The sequence below is a fragment of the Pseudomonas sp. R1-43-08 genome (assembly GCF_003852255.1).
In the GTDB taxonomy this organism is placed as follows: domain Bacteria; phylum Pseudomonadota; class Gammaproteobacteria; order Pseudomonadales; family Pseudomonadaceae; genus Aquipseudomonas.
In genome coordinates this window covers 4,630,037-4,648,106 of record NZ_CP027734.1, presented here as the reverse complement: position 1 = coordinate 4,648,106, position 18,070 = coordinate 4,630,037, and the positions used below count along the sequence as shown (strand labels likewise).

25 protein-coding genes are annotated in these 18,070 nt (G+C 60.5%); 12 read left to right on the top strand and 13 right to left on the bottom strand.

Going from position 1 to position 18,070, the window contains the following annotated elements; genetic code table 11:
* Window positions 1-220 precede the first annotated feature (220 nt).
* Complete coding sequence (locus tag C4J87_RS21330; RefSeq protein ID WP_124364370.1) at window positions 221-838, top strand: FKBP-type peptidyl-prolyl cis-trans isomerase; 618 nt, start codon at window positions 221-223, stop codon at window positions 836-838.
* 99 nt (window positions 839-937) lie between these two features.
* Here C4J87_RS21330 and C4J87_RS21325 read toward each other — a convergent pair whose 3' ends face one another.
* The 3 genes from C4J87_RS21325 to C4J87_RS21315 all read right to left on the bottom strand — a co-directional run bounded on the left by C4J87_RS21325 (window position 938) and on the right by C4J87_RS21315 (window position 2,853).
* The gene (locus C4J87_RS21325; RefSeq protein WP_124368318.1) at window positions 938-1,195 is read right to left on the bottom strand and encodes a hypothetical protein; all 258 of its coding nucleotides are present in this window, start codon (window positions 1,193-1,195) and stop codon (window positions 938-940) included.
* A gap of 159 nt (window positions 1,196-1,354) precedes the next feature.
* Window positions 1,355-1,696: a zinc ribbon domain-containing protein YjdM gene (locus tag C4J87_RS21320; RefSeq protein WP_017254008.1), complete on the bottom strand. Its 342-nt coding sequence runs from the start codon at window positions 1,694-1,696 to the stop codon at window positions 1,355-1,357.
* Window positions 1,697-1,884: 188 nt separating this feature from the next.
* A complete protein-coding gene (locus C4J87_RS21315) occupies window positions 1,885-2,853 on the bottom strand; it encodes a polyprenyl synthetase family protein (protein WP_124364369.1) in 969 nt (322 codons plus the stop codon).
* A 239-nt stretch (window positions 2,854-3,092) separates the two neighbouring features.
* Between C4J87_RS21315 and rplU the strand changes: the two genes are divergently transcribed.
* The 7 genes from rplU (at window position 3,093) to C4J87_RS21280 (ending at window position 8,734) form a co-directional block, all read left to right on the top strand.
* Window positions 3,093-3,407 carry a 50S ribosomal protein L21 gene (rplU, locus tag C4J87_RS21310; protein WP_003176051.1) on the top strand — a complete coding sequence of 105 codons (315 nt, stop codon included), beginning with the start codon at window positions 3,093-3,095 and terminating at the stop codon, window positions 3,405-3,407.
* Between the two features lie 34 nt (window positions 3,408-3,441).
* Complete coding sequence (gene rpmA, locus C4J87_RS21305; RefSeq protein WP_003176049.1) at window positions 3,442-3,699, top strand: 50S ribosomal protein L27; 258 nt, start codon at window positions 3,442-3,444, stop codon at window positions 3,697-3,699.
* Window positions 3,700-3,892: 193 nt separating this feature from the next.
* Window positions 3,893-5,116: an Obg family GTPase CgtA gene (cgtA, locus tag C4J87_RS21300; RefSeq protein WP_124364368.1), complete on the top strand. Its 1,224-nt coding sequence runs from the start codon at window positions 3,893-3,895 to the stop codon at window positions 5,114-5,116.
* 110 nt (window positions 5,117-5,226) lie between these two features.
* Window positions 5,227-6,345, top strand: a complete 1,119-nt coding sequence (gene proB / locus C4J87_RS21295) for a glutamate 5-kinase (RefSeq protein WP_124369024.1) — start codon at window positions 5,227-5,229, stop codon at window positions 6,343-6,345.
* 15 nt (window positions 6,346-6,360) lie between these two features.
* The gene (locus C4J87_RS21290) at window positions 6,361-6,825 is read left to right on the top strand and encodes a CreA family protein (protein ID WP_124364367.1); all 465 of its coding nucleotides are present in this window, start codon (window positions 6,361-6,363) and stop codon (window positions 6,823-6,825) included.
* Window positions 6,826-6,927: 102 nt separating this feature from the next.
* The gene (locus C4J87_RS21285; protein ID WP_124368317.1) at window positions 6,928-7,410 is read left to right on the top strand and encodes a glutathione peroxidase; all 483 of its coding nucleotides are present in this window, start codon (window positions 6,928-6,930) and stop codon (window positions 7,408-7,410) included.
* A gap of 220 nt (window positions 7,411-7,630) precedes the next feature.
* Window positions 7,631-8,734, top strand: coding sequence for an NADH:flavin oxidoreductase (locus C4J87_RS21280; protein ID WP_124368316.1), 1,104 nt, complete (start codon window positions 7,631-7,633; stop codon window positions 8,732-8,734).
* Here the strand turns inward: C4J87_RS21280 and C4J87_RS21275 are convergent.
* Both C4J87_RS21275 and cysZ read right to left on the bottom strand, forming a co-directional pair.
* Window positions 8,703-9,905 carry a glycosyltransferase family 1 protein gene (locus tag C4J87_RS21275; RefSeq protein ID WP_124368315.1) on the bottom strand — a complete coding sequence of 401 codons (1,203 nt, stop codon included), beginning with the start codon at window positions 9,903-9,905 and terminating at the stop codon, window positions 8,703-8,705. The two genes, C4J87_RS21280 and C4J87_RS21275, sit on opposite strands and share 32 nt — an antisense overlap.
* 54 nt (window positions 9,906-9,959) lie before the next feature.
* The gene (gene cysZ / locus C4J87_RS21270) at window positions 9,960-10,724 is read right to left on the bottom strand and encodes a sulfate transporter CysZ (protein WP_124368314.1); all 765 of its coding nucleotides are present in this window, start codon (window positions 10,722-10,724) and stop codon (window positions 9,960-9,962) included.
* On the opposite strand from cysZ, the gene C4J87_RS26180 reads away from it, so the two are divergent.
* Both C4J87_RS26180 and trxB read left to right on the top strand, forming a co-directional pair.
* Window positions 10,723-10,890 carry a hypothetical protein gene (locus C4J87_RS26180; RefSeq protein ID WP_164485271.1) on the top strand — a complete coding sequence of 56 codons (168 nt, stop codon included), beginning with the start codon at window positions 10,723-10,725 and terminating at the stop codon, window positions 10,888-10,890. The two genes, cysZ and C4J87_RS26180, sit on opposite strands and share 2 nt — an antisense overlap.
* 127 nt (window positions 10,891-11,017) lie before the next feature.
* A complete protein-coding gene (gene trxB, locus C4J87_RS21260) occupies window positions 11,018-11,980 on the top strand; it encodes a thioredoxin-disulfide reductase (protein WP_003194076.1) in 963 nt (320 codons plus the stop codon).
* Window positions 11,981-12,105: 125 nt separating this feature from the next.
* Here trxB and C4J87_RS21255 read toward each other — a convergent pair whose 3' ends face one another.
* From C4J87_RS21255 to C4J87_RS21230, 6 genes are read right to left on the bottom strand one after another with little or no spacing between them, the layout of a single operon-like run.
* Window positions 12,106-12,447, bottom strand: coding sequence for a HopJ type III effector protein (locus C4J87_RS21255; protein ID WP_164487672.1), 342 nt, complete (start codon window positions 12,445-12,447; stop codon window positions 12,106-12,108).
* Entirely contained in the window at window positions 12,440-12,736 is a 297-nt protein-coding gene (locus tag C4J87_RS21250) for a DUF1244 domain-containing protein (protein WP_124368312.1), read from the bottom strand. Before C4J87_RS21250 ends, C4J87_RS21255 begins: the two co-directional genes overlap by 8 nt.
* A gap of 16 nt (window positions 12,737-12,752) precedes the next feature.
* Complete coding sequence (gene folX, locus C4J87_RS21245; protein ID WP_003194073.1) at window positions 12,753-13,124, bottom strand: dihydroneopterin triphosphate 2'-epimerase; 372 nt, start codon at window positions 13,122-13,124, stop codon at window positions 12,753-12,755.
* 2 nt (window positions 13,125-13,126) lie between these two features.
* Window positions 13,127-13,687 carry a GTP cyclohydrolase I FolE gene (gene folE / locus C4J87_RS21240; RefSeq protein WP_124364359.1) on the bottom strand — a complete coding sequence of 187 codons (561 nt, stop codon included), beginning with the start codon at window positions 13,685-13,687 and terminating at the stop codon, window positions 13,127-13,129.
* Between the two features lie 19 nt (window positions 13,688-13,706).
* Complete coding sequence (folM, locus tag C4J87_RS21235; protein WP_124364358.1) at window positions 13,707-14,417, bottom strand: dihydromonapterin reductase; 711 nt, start codon at window positions 14,415-14,417, stop codon at window positions 13,707-13,709.
* Between the two features lie 57 nt (window positions 14,418-14,474).
* Window positions 14,475-15,032 (bottom strand): antibiotic biosynthesis monooxygenase, encoded by a 558-nt coding sequence (locus C4J87_RS21230; protein ID WP_124368311.1) that lies wholly within the window; start codon window positions 15,030-15,032, stop codon window positions 14,475-14,477.
* A gap of 211 nt (window positions 15,033-15,243) precedes the next feature.
* On the opposite strand from C4J87_RS21230, the gene C4J87_RS21225 reads away from it, so the two are divergent.
* Window positions 15,244-16,203, top strand: coding sequence for a MerR family transcriptional regulator (locus tag C4J87_RS21225; RefSeq protein ID WP_124368310.1), 960 nt, complete (start codon window positions 15,244-15,246; stop codon window positions 16,201-16,203).
* 2 nt (window positions 16,204-16,205) lie between these two features.
* Here the strand turns inward: C4J87_RS21225 and C4J87_RS21220 are convergent, their stop codons facing one another.
* Both C4J87_RS21220 and C4J87_RS21215 read right to left on the bottom strand, forming a co-directional pair.
* On the bottom strand, window positions 16,206-16,811 hold the full coding sequence (locus C4J87_RS21220; protein WP_124368309.1) for a hypothetical protein: 606 nt from the start codon (window positions 16,809-16,811) through the stop codon (window positions 16,206-16,208).
* A 57-nt stretch (window positions 16,812-16,868) separates the two neighbouring features.
* The gene (locus C4J87_RS21215; RefSeq protein WP_124364354.1) at window positions 16,869-17,336 is read right to left on the bottom strand and encodes a PAS domain-containing protein; all 468 of its coding nucleotides are present in this window, start codon (window positions 17,334-17,336) and stop codon (window positions 16,869-16,871) included.
* A gap of 129 nt (window positions 17,337-17,465) precedes the next feature.
* Here C4J87_RS21215 and C4J87_RS21210 point away from each other — a divergent pair, with 129 nt between their 5' ends.
* Window positions 17,466-17,918, top strand: a complete 453-nt coding sequence (locus C4J87_RS21210; RefSeq protein WP_124368308.1) for a flavodoxin — start codon at window positions 17,466-17,468, stop codon at window positions 17,916-17,918.
* Window positions 17,919-18,070: the final 152 nt, after the last annotated feature.

Sequence of the window (18,070 nt, the reverse complement as noted above, 5' to 3'; positions counted from 1 at the left end):
GGCGGCAAAGGGCAATTCTGAAATACTTTTCTTGCTGGCCGTCGAAAGGGCGCTCGATCCATGCCAGGACGGGGAGGATGATCGGATACCAGAGCTACGCCCCGGCGCTCCGGCAGCCGGGGAGGGGGCTGATCATAGGCCGGTCTTGTGTGCTAGTCTGCGGGCCCTTTTAGTTTTGGATGGCACGGGAAGCCGTGCTGTCCTACAGCGGAGCCTCTTCATGTCCGAAGTTAATCTGTCCACCGACGAAACCCGCGTCAGCTACGGTATCGGCCGTCAGTTGGGCGACCAACTGCGCGACAACCCGCCACCAGGCGTCAACCTCGATGCAATCCTGGCCGGCCTGACCGACGCGTTCGGCGGCAAGCCAAGCCGTGTTGACCAGGAGCAAATGGCGGCCAGCTTCAAGGTGATCCGCGAAATCATGCAAGCTGAAGCTGCGGCCAAAGCTGAAGCCGCTGCAGGCGCCGGCCTGGCATTCCTGGCTGAAAACGCCAAGCGTGACGGCATTACCACCCTGGCTTCGGGCCTGCAATTTGAAGTGCTGACTGCCGGTGATGGCGCCAAGCCGACCCGTGAAGACCAAGTGCGTACTCATTACCACGGCACTCTGATCGACGGCACTGTATTCGACAGCTCCTACGAGCGTGGCCAGCCTGCAGAATTCCCGGTGGGCGGCGTGATTGCCGGCTGGACCGAAGCCCTGCAGTTGATGAATGCCGGCAGCAAATGGCGCCTGTACGTGCCGAGCGAACTGGCTTACGGCGCTCAAGGCGTTGGCAGCATCCCGCCGCACAGCGTTCTGGTGTTCGACGTCGAGCTGCTCGACGTTCTGTAAGACCTGCTGTTGATCACCTGTAGGAGCGAGCTTGCTCGCGAAAAACGTCAACGATGACTTCGCGAGCAAGCTCGCTCCTACAGCATTTTGCAGGGTGGTTCATGGGTGGAACTTGCCAGTGAGCTCCGTCGCCGGGCGCAACGCTCGGGCATAGCAGAACAAAAACAGGTTCCTCACCACTTCCTTCAGCACCCCAGGCTCACTGGAGCTCAGGCCATTCACGTCCAGGTCGCCCTGGTCCTGCAGTTCATTCAGCGCTTCTTCTTCCAGCACAGCACAGACTTCGCCGGTTTCCCGATGCAGGATCCGCAGGTAGGGGTGTGGGCGGTCCAGCCAGGCGTCTATCAAATAAGTCATGGTCGTTCTCCTTGATGGGTTTCAATGAGAATAATTCTTATTCGTAGAATAGCAAGTGCCTATTGGCGGTTTGCGCTTTTTTCTGTGTGGAGATTGAGGCGGGTCAAGCAAGAGGGCGAAACGCCATCCCACGGCGGGCGTGGGATGGTTGCAGCAAGATCAGACTTTACGCACGAACTCGGACTTGAGTTTCATCGGGCCGATGCCGTCAATCTTGCAATCGATATCGTGGTCGCCATCGCACAGGCGGATGTTCTTGACCTTGGTGCCGACTTTCACCACCAGGGAAGTGCCCTTGACCTTGAGGTCCTTGATCACGGTGATGGTGTCGCCGTCCTGCAGGACATTGCCCACAGAGTCCTTCTTCACGGTTTCATCGCCGGCTGCTTCGGCCTCGCCATTGGCGGACCACTCATGGGCGCATTCCGGGCAGATCAGCTGGGCGCCGTCTTCATAAGTGTATTCGGAATTGCATTTCGGGCAGGGTGGCAACGTGCTCACTAAAGCTCCTTGAGATTCAGGATGGCTAAAAGTCGCACATTATATAGGGGATTGTGGTCTTGCAGGTTGTATGAAATCCAAATGTGGGAGGGGGCTTGCTCCCGATGGCGGTGTAACAGCCAACTTATCCATTGGCTGACACACTGCCATCGGGAGCAAGCCCCCTCCCACATTGGCCCGCGTGTATTTTAGTGCGTACGCGCGACCGCAAACTCACTCAGCTCAACCAATGCGTCCCGGTATTCGCTGGCGGGCAGGGCTTGCAGGCACTGGATCGCACGGGCTACGTAGTCACGCGCCAGTTGCGCGGTGTACTCCAGCGAGCCGGACGCTTCGACGGCGGCGCGAATGGCTTCCAGGTCTTCGATCCCGCCTTTCTGGATCGCCTTGCGCACCAGGGCGGCCTGTTCCGGCGTGCCTTCGCGCATGGTGTAGATCAGCGGCAGGGTCGGTTTGCCTTCGGCCAGGTCGTCACCGACGTTCTTGCCCAGAGTCTCGGCGTCGCCACGGTAGTCGAGCAGGTCGTCCACCAATTGGAACGCCACGCCCAGGTGGTCGCCAAAGGTGCGCAGCGCTTCGGCCTGTTCGGCGGTCGCGCCACACAGCGCGGCGGCGCTATGGGTGGAGGCTTCGAAGAGCATCGCGGTCTTGCCGCGAATCACTTCCATATAGGTTTCTTCGGTGGTGCTGGCGTCGCGTACCTTCGACAGCTGCAACACTTCGCCTTCGGCGATGATGCGTGTGGCCTGTGAAAGAATTTTCATCACCGGCATCGAACCCAGTTCGACCATCATTTCGAACGAGCGCGAATACAGGAAGTCGCCCACCAGCACGCTCGGGGCGTTGCCCCACATTGCGTTGGCGGTCTCGCGACCACGGCGCATACCGGACATGTCGACCACGTCGTCGTGCAGCAGGGTGGCGGTGTGCAGGAATTCGATGGTGGCCGCCAGCAGGCGCAGGTCATCGCCTTCGCGGCCCAGGGCCTTGCCGCACAGCAACACTAATAAAGGACGCAGGCGCTTACCGCCCGCCGACGTAATGTAGTCGCCAATTTTGGCGACCAGCGGCACTTTAGACGTCAGCTGCTGCTTGATGATGCCGTCGACGGCGCTAAAATCGTCCGCGACCGCGCGGTAGAAAGCTTGGGGTTGCATCAGCGACAGTCGCTCCAGAAGGGTTGCGCGGCATGCTAGGACCCATGCCCCTGGGTGTCAAGGCGCGATGGACGGCCTCTTGCAACGCGTCTATTGCTTGCGTACAATCGCGCACCCTGAACTTCCTGGGCAGCACCTGCCTTACGCAATTGCATTCGGGACGTCCATCCCATGCAGCCATGCCAGCCAATACCTCTTCTTATAAAGCGCTGGGTGAGCAGGATTATCGGAGAAATACCATGTCGTACGCAGTAATTGTTACTGGTGGCAAGCAATACAAGGTCGCCCCAGGTGAATACCTGAAGATCGAAAAACTGGAAATCGCTACTGGCGAATCCGTGACTTTTGATCGCGTTCTGTTGGTCGCCAATGGCGATGACGTGAACATCGGCGCTCCAGTTGTTGCTGGCGCTACCGTTGTGGCTGAAGTGATCTCCCAAGGTCGTCACGATAAAGTCCGCATCATCAAGTTCCGTCGTCGTAAGCACCACATGAAGCGTATGGGCCACCGCCAGTGGTACACCGAGATCAAAATCACCGGTATTCAGGCTTAATTTCAGCCTAATTCCTCACTAGGAGAATTGACTCATGGCACACAAAAAAGCTGGTGGTAGTACCCGTAACGGTCGCGACTCAGAAGCCAAACGCCTTGGCGTGAAGATGTATGGCGGCCAGAAAATCATTCCGGGCAACATCATCGTGCGTCAGCGCGGCACCCAATTCCACGCCGGTTACGGTGTTGGCATGGGTAAAGATCACACCCTCTTCGCGAAAATCGAAGGCGTGATCAAGTTCGAAGTAAAGGGCGCGTTCAACCGCCGTTACGTGAGCGTTGTCGCAGCTTAATTGCGAGATCGCTGGAAAAGCCCTGTCTTGCGACGGGGCTTTTTCGTTTGTGGAGTGAGTCTCTTGCAAAGCTGTTTGTAATGGCGAGGGCAGCAGGTTTTGCAGTCGTTGCTTGAGGTCGCTGCGCTCATTTTTGCAAGAGTCTTATGTCTTGGTTTCTTAAGCTCGTCCGTGCGGCGAGAGGCGTTTTGTTATGAAGTTCGTTGATGAAGTTTCCATCCGAGTAAAAGCAGGCGACGGCGGTAACGGTTGCATGAGTTTCCGTCGCGAAAAGTTCATTGAAAACGGTGGCCCAAACGGCGGTGACGGCGGCGACGGCGGTTCCATCTACATGATGGCCGACGAAAACCTCAACACCCTGGTCGACTACCGTTACACCCGGCACTTCGATGCCGAGCGTGGCTCCAACGGCGGCAGCACCGACTGCACCGGTAAAAAAGGTGAAGACCTGGTACTGCGCGTACCGGTCGGCACCACGATCATCGACTCGGCCACCCAGGAAGTGATCGGCGACCTGACCAAGGCCGGCCAGAAGTTGATGGTTGTGCAGGGCGGCTGGCACGGGCTGGGTAACACCCGGTTCAAGTCCAGTACCAACCGTGCACCGCGCCAGACCACGCCGGGCAAACCGGGCGAGCAGCGCGACCTCAAGCTGGAAATGAAAGTACTCGCTGACGTAGGCCTGCTGGGCCTGCCGAACGCCGGCAAAAGTACCTTCATCCGCTCGGTTTCGGCCGCCAAGCCGAAAGTCGCCGACTACCCGTTCACCACCCTGGTGCCAAACCTGGGCGTGGTCAGCGTCGACCGTTGGAAAAGCTTCGTGGTCGCCGACATTCCTGGCCTGATCGAAGGCGCTTCCGATGGCGCGGGCCTGGGGATTCGCTTCCTCAAGCACTTGTCGCGCACCCGTTTGCTGCTGCACCTCGTCGACATGGCGCCGCTGGACGAAACCAATGCTGCCGATGCCGCCGAAGTGATCGTCAGCGAACTGACCAAGTTCAGCCCGGCCCTGGCCGAGCGTGATCGTTGGCTGGTGCTGAACAAGTGCGACCAGATCCTTGAAGAAGAGCACGAAGAGCGCGTCAAGGAAATCGTCGACCGCCTGGAGTGGGAAGGTCCGGTCTACGTGATCTCGGCCATCGCCAAAGAAGGCACCGAGCGCCTTTGCCGCGACATCATGCGTTATCTGGAAGACCGCGCCGACCGCCTGGCGGCCGACCCGGTCTTCAAGGCCGAACTCGCCGAGCTCGACCAGCAGATCGAAGACGAAGCCCGTGCCCAGCTGCAAGCGCTGGACGACCAGCGTGCCCTGCGCCGCAGCGGCGTGAAGTCGGTGCATGACATCGGCGACGATGATTGGGACGAGGAAGACGTGGATGATGAAGACGGTCCGGAAATCATTTACGTGCGCGACTGATTCGTTGCGATAAACTTGAACGCCGCTCCTCTGGAGCGGCGTTTTGGTATCCGGGTATAACGTTATGGGCGGCGCTGGGTCGCGCGGCCCTCACTCTAAGGTTGAAGATGATGCGGAGCAAAGTGACAGGTGCGCAGCGCTGGGTCGTAAAGATCGGCAGCGCGTTGCTGACGGCCGATGGCAAGGGACTCGATCGCGCAGCCATGAGCGTCTGGGTCGAGCAGATGGTGGCCTTGCATGAGGCCGGTGTCGAGTTGGTGCTGGTCTCGTCCGGGGCGGTTGCCGCCGGGATGAGCCGCCTCGGCTGGACCGCGCGACCCAGCGCGATGCACGAACTGCAAGCCGCCGCCGCCATCGGCCAGATGGGCCTGGTGCAAGCCTGGGAATCGAGCTTTGCCGAGCACGGCCGCCACACGGCGCAGATCCTGCTGACCCACGACGACCTGTCCGACCGCAAGCGCTACCTCAACGCCCGCAGCACCTTGCGTGCGCTGGTGGAGCTCAAGGTCATCCCGGTGATCAACGAGAACGACACGGTGGTCACCGACGAAATCCGCTTCGGCGACAACGACACCCTGGCTGCCCTGGTAGCCAACCTGGTGGAAGCCGACCTGCTGGTGATTCTCACCGACCGCGACGGCATGTTCGACGCCGACCCGCGCAACAACCCTGATGCCCAGCTTATCCATGAAGCGCGCGCTGATGACCCGGCGCTGGACGCCGTGGCCGGCAGTGTCGGCGGCGCCTTGGGCCGTGGCGGCATGCAGACCAAGCTGCGCGCCGCCCGCCTGGCCGCGCGCTCCGGTGCCCACACCATCATCGTCGGCGGGCGCCTGGAGCGCGTGCTGGACCGTCTCAAGGCCGGGGAGCGCATCGGTACGCTGCTGTCGCCCGAGCGCGGCATGCTGGCGGCGCGCAAGCAGTGGCTGGCCGGGCACCTGCAAACCCGTGGCACCCTGGTGCTCGACGCGGGAGCGGTGTCGGCGTTGTCCCAGGGCAACAAGAGCCTGCTGCCGGTGGGCGTCAAGTTGGTGCAAGGCAGCTTCCGCCGCGGCGAGATGGTGGTGTGCGTGGCGCCGGATGGTCGTGAGGTCGCCCGCGGCCTGGCCAACTACAGCGCCCTTGAGGCGCAGAAGATTATTGGACAATCGTCTGAAGCGATTGTCGGACTCTTGGGCTACATGGCGGAACCGGAACTGGTGCACCGCGATAACCTCATTCTGGTTTAAACGAAGGAATACCCGATGCGCGTAATGAAGGGATTGCTTGGCCTGTTGCTCGCCATGCCACTGCTGGCCTCGGCCGAAGAGATTGCCCAGGTCTCGACGGTGTTCAAGTTTGTCGGCCCCAACGACCGGATTGTGGTCGAAGCGTTTGACGACCCCAAGGTCGATGGTGTGACTTGCTATCTGTCCCGTGCCAAGACCGGTGGCGTCAAAGGCGGCCTGGGCCTGGCCGAAGACCGCGCCGAAGCCTCGATTGCCTGCCGCCAGGTCGGCCCGATCCACTTCAAGGGCGAGCTCAAGGACGGTGACGAAGTGTTCAAGGAACGCACCTCGCTGGTGTTCAAGACCATGCAGGTGGTGCGTTTCCTCGACAAGAAGCGCAACACGTTGGTGTACCTGGTCTACAGCGACCGCCTGATCGAAGGCAGCCCGCAGAACGCGGTGACGGCGATCCCGATCCTGCCGTGGCCGACCGCTCAGTAACCTGCAGGCGGGTTTTGTTACGGGCGTCTATAATTGCGGGCTTGCGGGTTGTAAGCTCAAGGCGTCGCGAGGCGTAGAAAAATAGGATATCTGGAGTTCGTCATGAGTGCTTTCCACGACCTGAAACTCAAAGCGTTGGATGGGCAAGAGCTGCCGCTGGCGCCTTTCAAGGGGCAAGTTGTGCTGGTGGTCAACGTGGCCTCCAAATGCGGCCTGACCCCGCAATATGCGGCGTTGGAAAACCTCTATCAGCAGTACAAGGACCGGGGTTTCACCGTGCTCGGCCTGCCGTGCAACCAGTTTGCGGGCCAGGAACCGGGCACCGAGGAAGAGATCCAGCAATTCTGCAGCCTCAACTATGGGGTGACCTTTCCCCTAGGCAGCAAACTCGAGGTGAACGGGCCGGAGCGTCACCAGCTCTACCGCCTGCTGGCGGGCGAGGGCGCTGAATTTCCTGGGGATATCACCTGGAACTTCGAAAAATTCCTGCTCGGCAAAGATGGCCGCGTGCTGGCGCGTTTTTCGCCACGTACGCCACCGGACGATCCATCGATCATCCAAGCCATCGAAAAGGCCCTGGGCTAAGCCGCACTCACTGTAGGAGCGAGCTTGCTCGCGAAAATCGCCAACGATAACGCGTGTGCTCTGGATATGCGCGGCGTCCTCGGGTCTTTCGCGAGCAAGCTCGCTCCTACAGGTATTCGGTTGCTTTTATTGCCTTAATCACCCAGATCAATAGTGCTACCCAGTCCGTTGCGGCGCCCATATTATCCACATCATAAATCCGTCTTATGTGGAGTGCTCCATGCCTGTCCAAGCCTTGTTCAAACCATTCCAGCTCGGTGCACTGCAACTGTCGACCCGCGTGGTCATGGCGCCAATGACTCGCTCGTTCTCCCCGGGTGGCGTGCCCAACGCCCAAGTGATCGAATACTACCGCCGTCGCGCCGCCGCCGGTGTAGGGCTGATCATTACCGAAGGCACCGTGGTCGGCCATCAAGCCTCCAACGGTTACCCCAACGTTCCGCACTTTTACGGCGAAGCGGCGTTGGCCGGCTGGAAGAAAGTGGTCGATGCGGTCCATGCCGAAGGCGGCAAGATTGTTCCGCAGTTGTGGCATGTGGGCGCCGTGCGCCGTATCGGTACCGAACCTGACGCCAGCGTGCCAGCCTACGGCCCGATGGAGAGGCTCAAGGATGGCAAGGTAGTCGTCCATGGCATGACCACCCAGGACATCAAGGACGTGATTAACGCGTTCGCCCAGGCGGCCAAAGATGCTCAACGCATCGGCATGGACGGTGTGGAAATCCACGGCGCCCACGGCTACCTGGTCGACCAGTTCTTCTGGGAAGGCAGCAACCAGCGTACCGATGAGTACGGCGGCAGCCTGGCCAACCGTTCACGTTTCGCTATCGAATTGATCCAGGCCATCCGTGCTGCGGTCGGCCCGGATTTTCCGATCATCCTGCGTTTTTCCCAGTGGAAGCAGCAGGACTACACCGCGCGCCTGGTGCAAACCCCCGAGGCGTTGGGCGAATTCCTCAAGCCGTTGTCCGACGCTGGCGTGGATATTTTCCACTGTTCCACGCGCCGGTTCTGGGAGCCTGAATTCGAAGGTTCCGACCTCAACCTGGCCGGCTGGACCCGCCAGCTGACGGGGAAACCGACGATCACCGTGGGCAGCGTTGGTCTGGATGGCGAGTTCCTGCAGTTCATGGTCAACACCGACAAGGTCGCGCAGCCGGCCAGCCTGGAGAACCTGCTGGAGCGTTTGAATAACGACGAATTCGATCTGGTCGCCGTGGGTCGTGCGCTGCTGGTGGATCCGGATTGGGCCGTGAAGGTGCGCGAAGGTCGCGAGGCCGACATTCTGCCGTTCAGTCGTGAGGCGTTGACGAGCCTGGTGTAAGCGACGCCAGGGCGGGCACCGGAGGCCCGTCCTTGCATACATCGCGCAGCTGACGCTCGAATTGCTCGATGATCGCCGGCCATCCTTGGCGACTGGCGTGTTGCCGGGCATTGAGCCGCGCTCGACGCAGCGTCTCGCGCTCTTCCAGCAGCCACACGGCCGCATCGCAAAACGCGTTCTCATCCCCCGGCATCGCCAGCACACCGTTGTAGCCGTGGCGAATATGCTGGGTCGCGGCTGCCTGGTCGTAGGCCACCACACCCAGCCCGGACGCCATGGCTTCCAGCACCACATTGCCGAATGTTTCGGTCAGGCTGGGAAACAGAAACAGATCGCCCGAAGCGTAATGCCGCGCCAGTGCTTCACCGCGCTGGGCGCCGCAGAACACCGCGTCGGGCAAATCGCGCTGCAACAGGCTGCGCTGCGGGCCATCGCCGACAATCACCAACTTGAGCCGCCGCGATGGATAGGTGGTCTGCAACGTATCGAAACAGCGTTTGAGCAGCCCGAGGTTTTTCTCTTGGGCGAGGCGTCCTACGTGCAGCACCACAATGTCGTCGTTCTCCAAACCCCAGCTCGCGCGCAAAGCATCGTCGCGTTTCGCCGGGTGGAACAGGTGGCTATCGACCCCCCGCGACAGCATCCCAAGACGCTCGAAGTGCCGGCGCTCCAGCTCCAGGCGCTGACTCGCGCTGGGAACCAGGGTCAACGTCGACCGGTTATGAAACCAGCGCAGGTAATGGGTGACCAGGCGACTCAACACGCTCAAGCCGTACTGGTTCGAATACTGTTGAAAGTTGGTGTGGAAGCCGCTGACCACGCTGATGCCCAAGCGCCGCGCTGCGCGTAACGCCGACAAGCCCAACGGCCCCTCGGTGGCGATGTACAACACATCCGGACGCTGCCGGGTCCAGCGGCGCAGGAGTTTGTGCATCGACGATTGGCCCCACTGCAGCCCTGGATACCCCGGTAACGGCCAGCCGCGGCACAGCAGCAACTCATCGTCACTCGGCCGGCTCTGGTCGACGCCTTGGCGGGGACGCACCAGTTCGATTTGATGGCCGCGCGCGCGCAAACCGTCGCACAGGCGGCCAAGGGTATTGGCCACCCCGTTGATTTCCGGCGGGAAGGTTTCGGTGATCAGGGTGATGTGGAGCGAAGCTGTTGTCATGACCCACAGTGTCGCTGCGGGCCATGTCTTCATTGTGTCACTGGGATGATGGATTTATGACCGAGCCACCTGTTGCCCCGCCATCGCTTCGGCACCTTGCTCGCGCACCCAGAACAACGTCGCCCCGGCCACCGCCGCTGGCATCATCAGCAAGTTGACCACCGGCACCAGCAGCACCAGGTAGACGATCCCGCCAAAACTCATGCTCTGCCAGCGCTTCTGGCGCAGCCAGGCGAGCATTTCGTTCCAGCCCAGCTTGTGGTTGTCGGCCGGGTAGTCGATGTATTGGATCGCCATCATCCACACCCCGAACAGCAGCCACAATGGCGCGGCGATCAGGTTGACCACGGGAATGAACGACAGGATGAACAGGCCGATGGCCCGTGGCAGGAAGTAGCCGAGCTTGCGCATTTCCCGGGCCAGGGTGCGCGGGATCATCGCGATCAGCTCGGCCCAGCTGAACGGTGGGAAGTCGTCGGTGCCACGCACCACGATCTCGACTTTCTCCGCGAGAAAACCATTGAACGGCGCGGCGATGATATTGGCGAGCATGGTAAAGGTGAAAAACACCATCAACACCACCAGCACCACGAACAGCGGCCACAGCAGGTAATTCAAAAAGCTCAGCCAGCCGGGCAGCGTGGGCATCAGGTGGTCGACCCACAGGCTGAATTGGTGGCCTGCAAAGTAGATCAGGCCGACGAACAGCACCAGGTTGATCGCCAGCGGCAGCAGTACGAACAGGCGCAGGCCGGGGCTCAACACCAGTTTGAGGCCTTCGCGCAGGTATTGCGGGCCGGAAAGAGCGGGGGCAGGCATGGAAGACTCCGAGCAGAAGGGCGAACGCGCCGACCTTACCGGCTTTGCCGTGGCGGTGAAAGTGGCGACATCAGCGGTAACACCTGAGTGGACAAGAAGGTCGATCAAACCGGTCGACTGCATAGAGACCACCTATGAGCTGGATTGTTATTCCGTATTTCCTTAATCTTGCCCCCCTCTATACGCTGCACCCATTATTTTCAGGATCTGCGAGTTCAAGCCTTCCCCAAGTGCTTCGCGGTCCTTTTTTATTCCAGCCGTCTTGTTGTCCGGGCGGTCGATAGGAGTGAGTCATGTCTGATACCCGTCATTCGCGAGTGATTATTCTCGGTTCCGGCCCTGCCGGTTACAGCGCTGCGGTCTACGCTGCCCGCGCCAACCTCAAGCCGCTGCTGATCACCGGCATGCAGGCGGGCGGTCAGCTGACCACCACCACCGAAGTCGACAACTGGCCGGGCGACGTCCACGGCCTGACCGGCCCGGTGCTGATGGAGCGTATGAAAGAACACGCCGAGCGCTTTGAAACCGAGATCGTGTTCGACCACATCAACAAGGTCGACTTTTCCAAGAAGCCTTACAGCCTGACAGGCGACAGCGGCGTGTACACCTGTGACGCGTTGATCATCGCCACCGGCGCCAGCGCCCGTTACCTGGGCCTGCCATCGGAAGAAGCGTTCATGGGCAAGGGTGTTTCCGCCTGCGCAACCTGCGACGGTTTCTTCTATCGCAACAAGCCAGTGGCTGTGGTCGGTGGCGGCAACACTGCGGTGGAAGAGGCGCTGTACCTGGCCAACATCGCCAGCACCGTGACCCTGGTGCACCGCCGCGAAACCTTCCGCGCCGAGAAGATCCTGATCGACAAGCTGCACGCCCGTGTCGCTGAAGGCAAGATCATCCTCAAGCTCAACGCCACGCTGGACGAAGTCCTGGGTGACAACATGGGCGTGACCGGTGCGCGCCTGAAGAACAACGACGGCAGCTTCGACGAGCTGAAAGTCGACGGCGTATTCATCGCCATCGGCCACACCCCGAACACCTCGTTGTTCGAGGGTGTGCTGGAAGCCAAAGACGGTTACCTGGTAGTGCAGGGCGGCCGTGAAGGCAATGCCACCGCCACCAACATCGAAGGCATCTTTGCGGCTGGCGACGTGGCTGACCACGTCTACCGCCAAGCCATCACCTCGGCCGGCGCCGGTTGCATGGCGGCCCTGGACGCCGAGCGTTACCTTGACGGTCTGAAAGACGCCTCGTTCTAAGCAGCACTGCAAAACAAATGTGGGAGGGGGCTTGCCCCCGATAGCGGTGTGTCAGTCAGTACATTGGGTGCTGGACCACCGCAATCGGGGGCAAGCCCCCTCCCACATTTTGATCTGTGTATGACTCAGGATTTGCGGGTCAGCGGTTCGGCGGTGAACTTCACACCGGCCAGGCCATTGGCAATCAATGCGCGGATGTTCCCATGGTCACTGCCGTCAGGCGTAGCCACCACTGAACGGTAATGCTCGCCAAACGCCAGCAACGCTTCCTGATCGCTCAACCCTTCCAGCAACGCCAATCCAAGTGTCTTGCACGAACCTTCGTTCTGGCCGGCGGCATTTTCGACCTCGCCGTTGGTGAAGGCTTGCGGCTGGTAGTCGTAACCTGCGGCAACAAAGGCCAGGGTGTCGGCAAACGCGTGTTCGCCGCTGTTAAGGCTGGCGCGCAGGGTGTTCAGGTCAGTCATGGGCTTTTCCTTTGGCAAACGCCGCGTGTTGGTCGGCGCTGGCTTCTTTCTGGTATTGGGCTTTCCACTCGGCGTACGGCATGCCGTACACCACTTTACGGGCGTCATCGAGGCTCAGTTCGAGCTGGCGCTCATCGGCCTCGGCCTTGTACCACTTGGACAGGCAGTTACGGCAGAAGCCGGCGAGGTTCATCAGGTCGATGTTCTGTACATCCTTGCGGCTGTCCAGGTGTGACACCAGCCGGCGAAAGGCGGCGGCTTCGAGTTCGAGGCGTTGTTGGTCGTTCATAGGGCTCACTTGACTATCAGCGGCTGGCCGCCAGAGTGATCGAAACCGACTCGGCGAAGCGCAGCGCATGGGGTTTGTCGACTTCGACTTCGGCGTACAGCACCGACTCGTTGCTCATCACCAGGTCGAGCAGCTCCTGGGTCAGGCGTTCGAGCAAGGCGAAGCGGTTGCCTTCGACGTGGGCAATGATGGCCTTGGTGATGGTGCGGTAGTTCAGCGCGTGGTCGATGTCATTATCGCGCACGGCTTCCTGGGCGGCATACAGGATGGTCAGGTTGATCAGCACATCCTGCTTGTTGAGGATTTCGTCCTCGTTGATGCCGATAAAGGTGCGCAGGCACAGGTCCTTGACCCGGATGCGCGCCATGCCTGGTTGAAGTTGTGGCATTGCTACTTGCTCCGTCCAATCAGTTGCAGGAACTCCATGCGCGTGGTGTTCGACTCGCGGAACGCGCCGAGCATCACCGAGGTGTTCATGGTTGAATTCTGTTTTTCCACGCCGCGCATCATCATGCACATGTGCCTGGCTTCGATCACCACCGCCACGCCGGCGGCCTGGGTCACGTCCTGGATGGCGTCGGCAATTTGCCGCGTAAGGTTTTCCTGGATCTGCAGGCGCCTGGCGTACATGTCGACGATGCGCGCCAGTTTCGACAGGCCCAGCACCTTGCCGGTCGGAATGTAGGCCACATGGGCCTTGCCGATAAAGGGCAACAGGTGGTGCTCGCACAGCGAGTACAGCTCGATGTCCTGGAGGATCACCATCTCGTCGTTATCGGAGGCGAAGAGCGCGCCGTTGACGATTTCTTCCAGGTTCTGCTCGTAGCCATGACACAGGTATTGCATCGCCTTGGCGGCGCGCTTGGGGGTGTCGAGCAAACCTTCGCGTTCCGGGTCTTCGCCCAGGCCTTTGAGGATTTCGCGGTAATGGTGGGGCAGGGACAAGGTCATACAACATCCTCAAAACGGCTTACTTGATATGCCGCCCGCCGTTGACGGTCAGGGTGGTCCCGGTGACATAGGGGTTGTCCAGCAGGTAACGCACGCTCTGGTAGATCACCTCCGGCCCGGGCTCGATGCCCAGCGCCGACTTGGCCAGGACCTTGGCACGGTAGGCCGCGTCGTCGCCTTCATTGAACATCACCATGGCCGGCGCGATGCCGTTGACCTTGATCAGCGGCGCGAACTCTGCGGCGAACGACAAGGTAAGGCTGTCGAGCCCGGCCTTGGTGGCGCAATACGCGATGTGCTGGCGGCTGCCCTTGCGTACCACGTCATCGCTGATATGCACGATATCGGCCGGTGTCGAACGTTGCAGCAGAGGTGAACAATGCCGGTTGATCAGATACGGCGCAAGCATGTGCACGCTGAACATGTCGGTAAAGGCGTGGCTTTCGTCGTCAGGCGTTTCCGCGATCCAGGCCGACGCGTTGTGGATGATCGCGCGCAGCGAGTCGGTATGTGCCTTCAGCTCAGTGATGAACGCCACAATCCCCGCTTCGCTGGAAAAATCGGCAAACAGGCCGACCGCACCGCGTTCGCGCAGCAGTTGCACACCTGGGCGTTCGCTGCGGTAGCTGAAGATGACCGATTGCCCTGCATCCAACAGACGCTCGGCGCAATACAGGCCGACGCGCTGGCCGGCACCGGTGATCAGGATCGGGGCGTTGGTTGCAGTCATGGGAGGCTCTAGTCGCTGGCAGGTGGAAACTATACCAGCGACCCGTCTCCCCTGTACTCAGGCAGCGGCTTCGCTGGCCTTGCGTGGTGGCGTGGGATGCAGCCAGTTCGCCAGCAGGTGCGTCGACAACGGAATAAAGAAGTACACCATCAGCGGTGTGAGCGCCAAGGTACTGACCAGCACCCGGCAGAACAGGTCCAGTTCGCCGAGCAAGGGTGCCAGCCCAAAGTTGAACAGCAGCGACACCGGGAAAAACGCCAGCCAGATTGCCACCGCCTGTTTCCAGCGGGGTGGGCGGGCTCCCCCGGCGCCAAACCAGCCATCGATGCCGCTCACGCGGTGCTCGGACGGGTCGGCGAACAGCTCGCTGCCACGGCTCAGCCAGGCACTGCGCGAAGCGGAAAACTCCCAGGCATGCAGGGTTTTTTCGTCGGCGAAGCGGAAGATGATCTGGAATTCATCGTCGTTGGGCGGCGGGGCCAGCACGCCGGAACCCAGGTAACCGGGGAAGTCGGTGGCCAGTTGTTCGCCTTCGCGCAGCCAGGCCATCAGCTCTTCATAGCGTCCTTTGGCCACGCGGCGCGCGACCATCAAGGTGACGGGTGAGGTAGACATGGTATATCTCCAAATGTACGGGTGCGCTGAACCGGGTAGGTGGCGCACAAAGAGGCGGCCGGGTGAGGCCGCTCTCTTAAAAAACAGGCAAGGATTATTCCTCTTTTGCCGAAATACACCAGAGACATTGGTCCGATAAGTGCGGCCTTGAAAAAGACAGGTCGATAAGCGTTAAATACCCTTCAGCCAGCATTGCCACATTTGGTCACCAATGCCCTTGATTACTGCTCCGATTGATAGCCTTTCGCGTCTGATTTCGACAGATTCAGATCAGCTGTTTCCGATTCGGGAAGTCTCGAGATTGACAGGCGTAAACCCGGTCACCCTGCGAGCGTGGGAGCGGCGCTACGGGCTGATCCAGCCCGTGCGCACCGAAAGCGGGCACCGCCTCTACTCCACGGCCGATATTGAGACGGTCCAGCGTATCCTTGATTGGACTGAACGCGGCGTAGCGGTGAGCAAGGTTGGCAAGATTCTGGCGCGTGACGATCAACAGATCGAAGCGATTCGTGCCGAGCGCCACGCGGCCGAAGACAGCGAATGGCCGCAGTGGCGAGCCCGGCTGATGCATGCCATCAGTGCGTTCGACGATCGTCAGTTGGAGAGCGTGTACGGCCAGATTTTCGCTACCTATCCCCTGAGCATTGCGTTTCAGGACATTCTGATGCCGTTGTGGCGCGACTTGCTGCGCTACCAGGGCCGTTTCGGCCAGGCCAGTGAATGGCTGTTTTTCGATTCTTTTCTGTGTACGCAGACTTTACTGCGCTTGCAGGTGGCAAGCGCATCGCCCGCTCCCCAGGTATTACTGAGCGCCCTGCCGGGCGATTGCCGCAAATTGGAGCTACTGGTGGCGGGGCTGTTGATGAGCCGGGAGGATTTGCCCGTGAAGGTGCTGGGCTTGGACCAGCCGGTCGATGAGTTGACCCTGGTCTGTGAAAAGATCCGCCCTCAGGCGCTGGTCATGTTCTCCAATCACTCGCATAAGCATGACCAGGCTGCACGGCTGAACCGCTTGGCGTTGACCCTGGACTGCCCGCTGTTTCTCGCAGGCGCCGCATCGGACCTGTTGCAGGCCGATCTGGCCGGCACGTCCATCGGCTGCCTCGGCAGCGAAGGGCGCCAGATGCAGCGCCGTTTGCAGCAGTTTCTCAGTGGCGGTCTGGATACCTGATCTCAGGCATGTACATGGGGATGCACCAGACGATGCTGGTGCAGGATGAATTGGCGCAGGCGCTCGATTTCACCTGCGTCACTCTGATTCAGACGGTAGGCAAACAGGCCCCGGGCGGTTTCCCGCTCCAGCGTGCCACGCAACGCAATACGTTCGTAACCGGACGGACTGAACCATAAAGAAAAGGTTTTCGGCGGTCTGGCTCGGCCACGCCCTTCCACCAGCACACCCTTGAATGACACTTCGTGCACCCACAGCGCACTGGCGTAGCCCTTGATGTTCTCCAGGGCCACCGGTGTTTCAAGGGCCAGGCGCCACGGGCGGATCATCGGCCCGTCTTCAAAGATACTCGGCACGCCCAGGCGCAGATGCACCGCATGAAACTCATCTTCCACCAGGTGCAGGGGAAAGGTCAGTTGCTGGTTATCGAACTGCGCCTGGATGGTGACTTGGTCGTGAGCGGCCAACCGCGTGAGCAAATCGCGAATCTGCGCACCGCCATTCACCGTCAGGCTCGACCATGCATCCCGCAGGTTGAGCTGCGGGTTGTGCTGCATGTCCTGGATAAACGCCAGTTCGTCCTGGGTCAAAAGAGCATCGCGGTGCATGGATATAGCTCAAAGTTGGGCATTAAAAGGCCATTATCGCTCTAAAGACCGCCATTTTTACAGCTTGTTAATTCCACTCGTCACCTTGAGCGCCGCCAGCTCAGCTTTAAGCTCGGCTACCTGGGCTTCCAGCTGGGCGACGCGTTGCTGCGCTTTTACCTGGACGGTGACGTCTTTTTGCACGCCGACGAAATACGTCTGCTGGTCGGCCGCGTTGTACACCGTTGACAGTGATAACTCGTTCCAGAAATGTGTGCCGTCCTTGCGGTAGTTGCGCAGGATTTCCCGGCACGCGCCACCGCTGTCGAGCGCCTCGCGGATCGCCATCAGGCCTGGCTGGTCACGGTCGCCCGCCTGCAGGAAACGGCAATCCTGATAAAGGATGTCGTCCAGAGTGTAGCCGGTCAGGCGTTCGAAGGCCGGGTTGACGTAGATCAGTGGCTTGTCTTCGCCTTCTCGTTCGGCGACGACAATCCCGTCGTTGGAGGCGTTGATGACCATTTGCATCAGCTTGGCGTTGATCATTGAGCGGTCCATGGCTTGTTGTTGAGGTCTGAAGTTTATGACACGTCTTGAATGTTGCACGGCGCGCGCTGAGAAAACTGCGCCAGCTGCTAATATCCTACGCTTTCGCTCAATTACAGGATCAGATTGATGAAAGTCGCCATCCTTTCCGGCTCGGTCTACGGCACAGCTGAAGAAGTCGCTCGCCACGCCGAAAAAATCCTCAAAGCAGCGGGTTTTGAAGCCTGGCACAACCCGCGGGCCACGCTGGCCGACGTGCAGGCCTTCGCGCCCGAGGCGTTCCTGGCGGTCACATCGACCACCGGCATGGGCGAGCTGCCCGACAATCTGCAACCGCTGTACTCAAGCATTCGCGACCAGCTGCCCGCCGCCTGGCGCGGCCTGCCCGGTGCGGTCATTGGCCTGGGCGACGCCAGCTACGGCGATACCTTCTGCGGCGGCGGCGAGCAAATGCGCGAAGTGTTCAGTGAGTTGGGCCTGCGCGAAGTGCTGCCGATGCTGCGCCTGGACGCCAGCGAAAGCGTGACCCCGGAGACCGACGCCGAGCCGTGGCTGGCCCAGCTGATTGCCGCACTGCGCTGACCGACCCCGTGAGGCGCTGTCCGCGTACTTTTATTGACGGCGCTTCTCTGACACCGTTTGTACTATTCTCCAGGCTGACTCGCTCAGTCATCAAGCTGGCTGCGAAGGCAACTCCGCAAGCCAGGGCGTCTGACTAGACTGGCTCATCACTT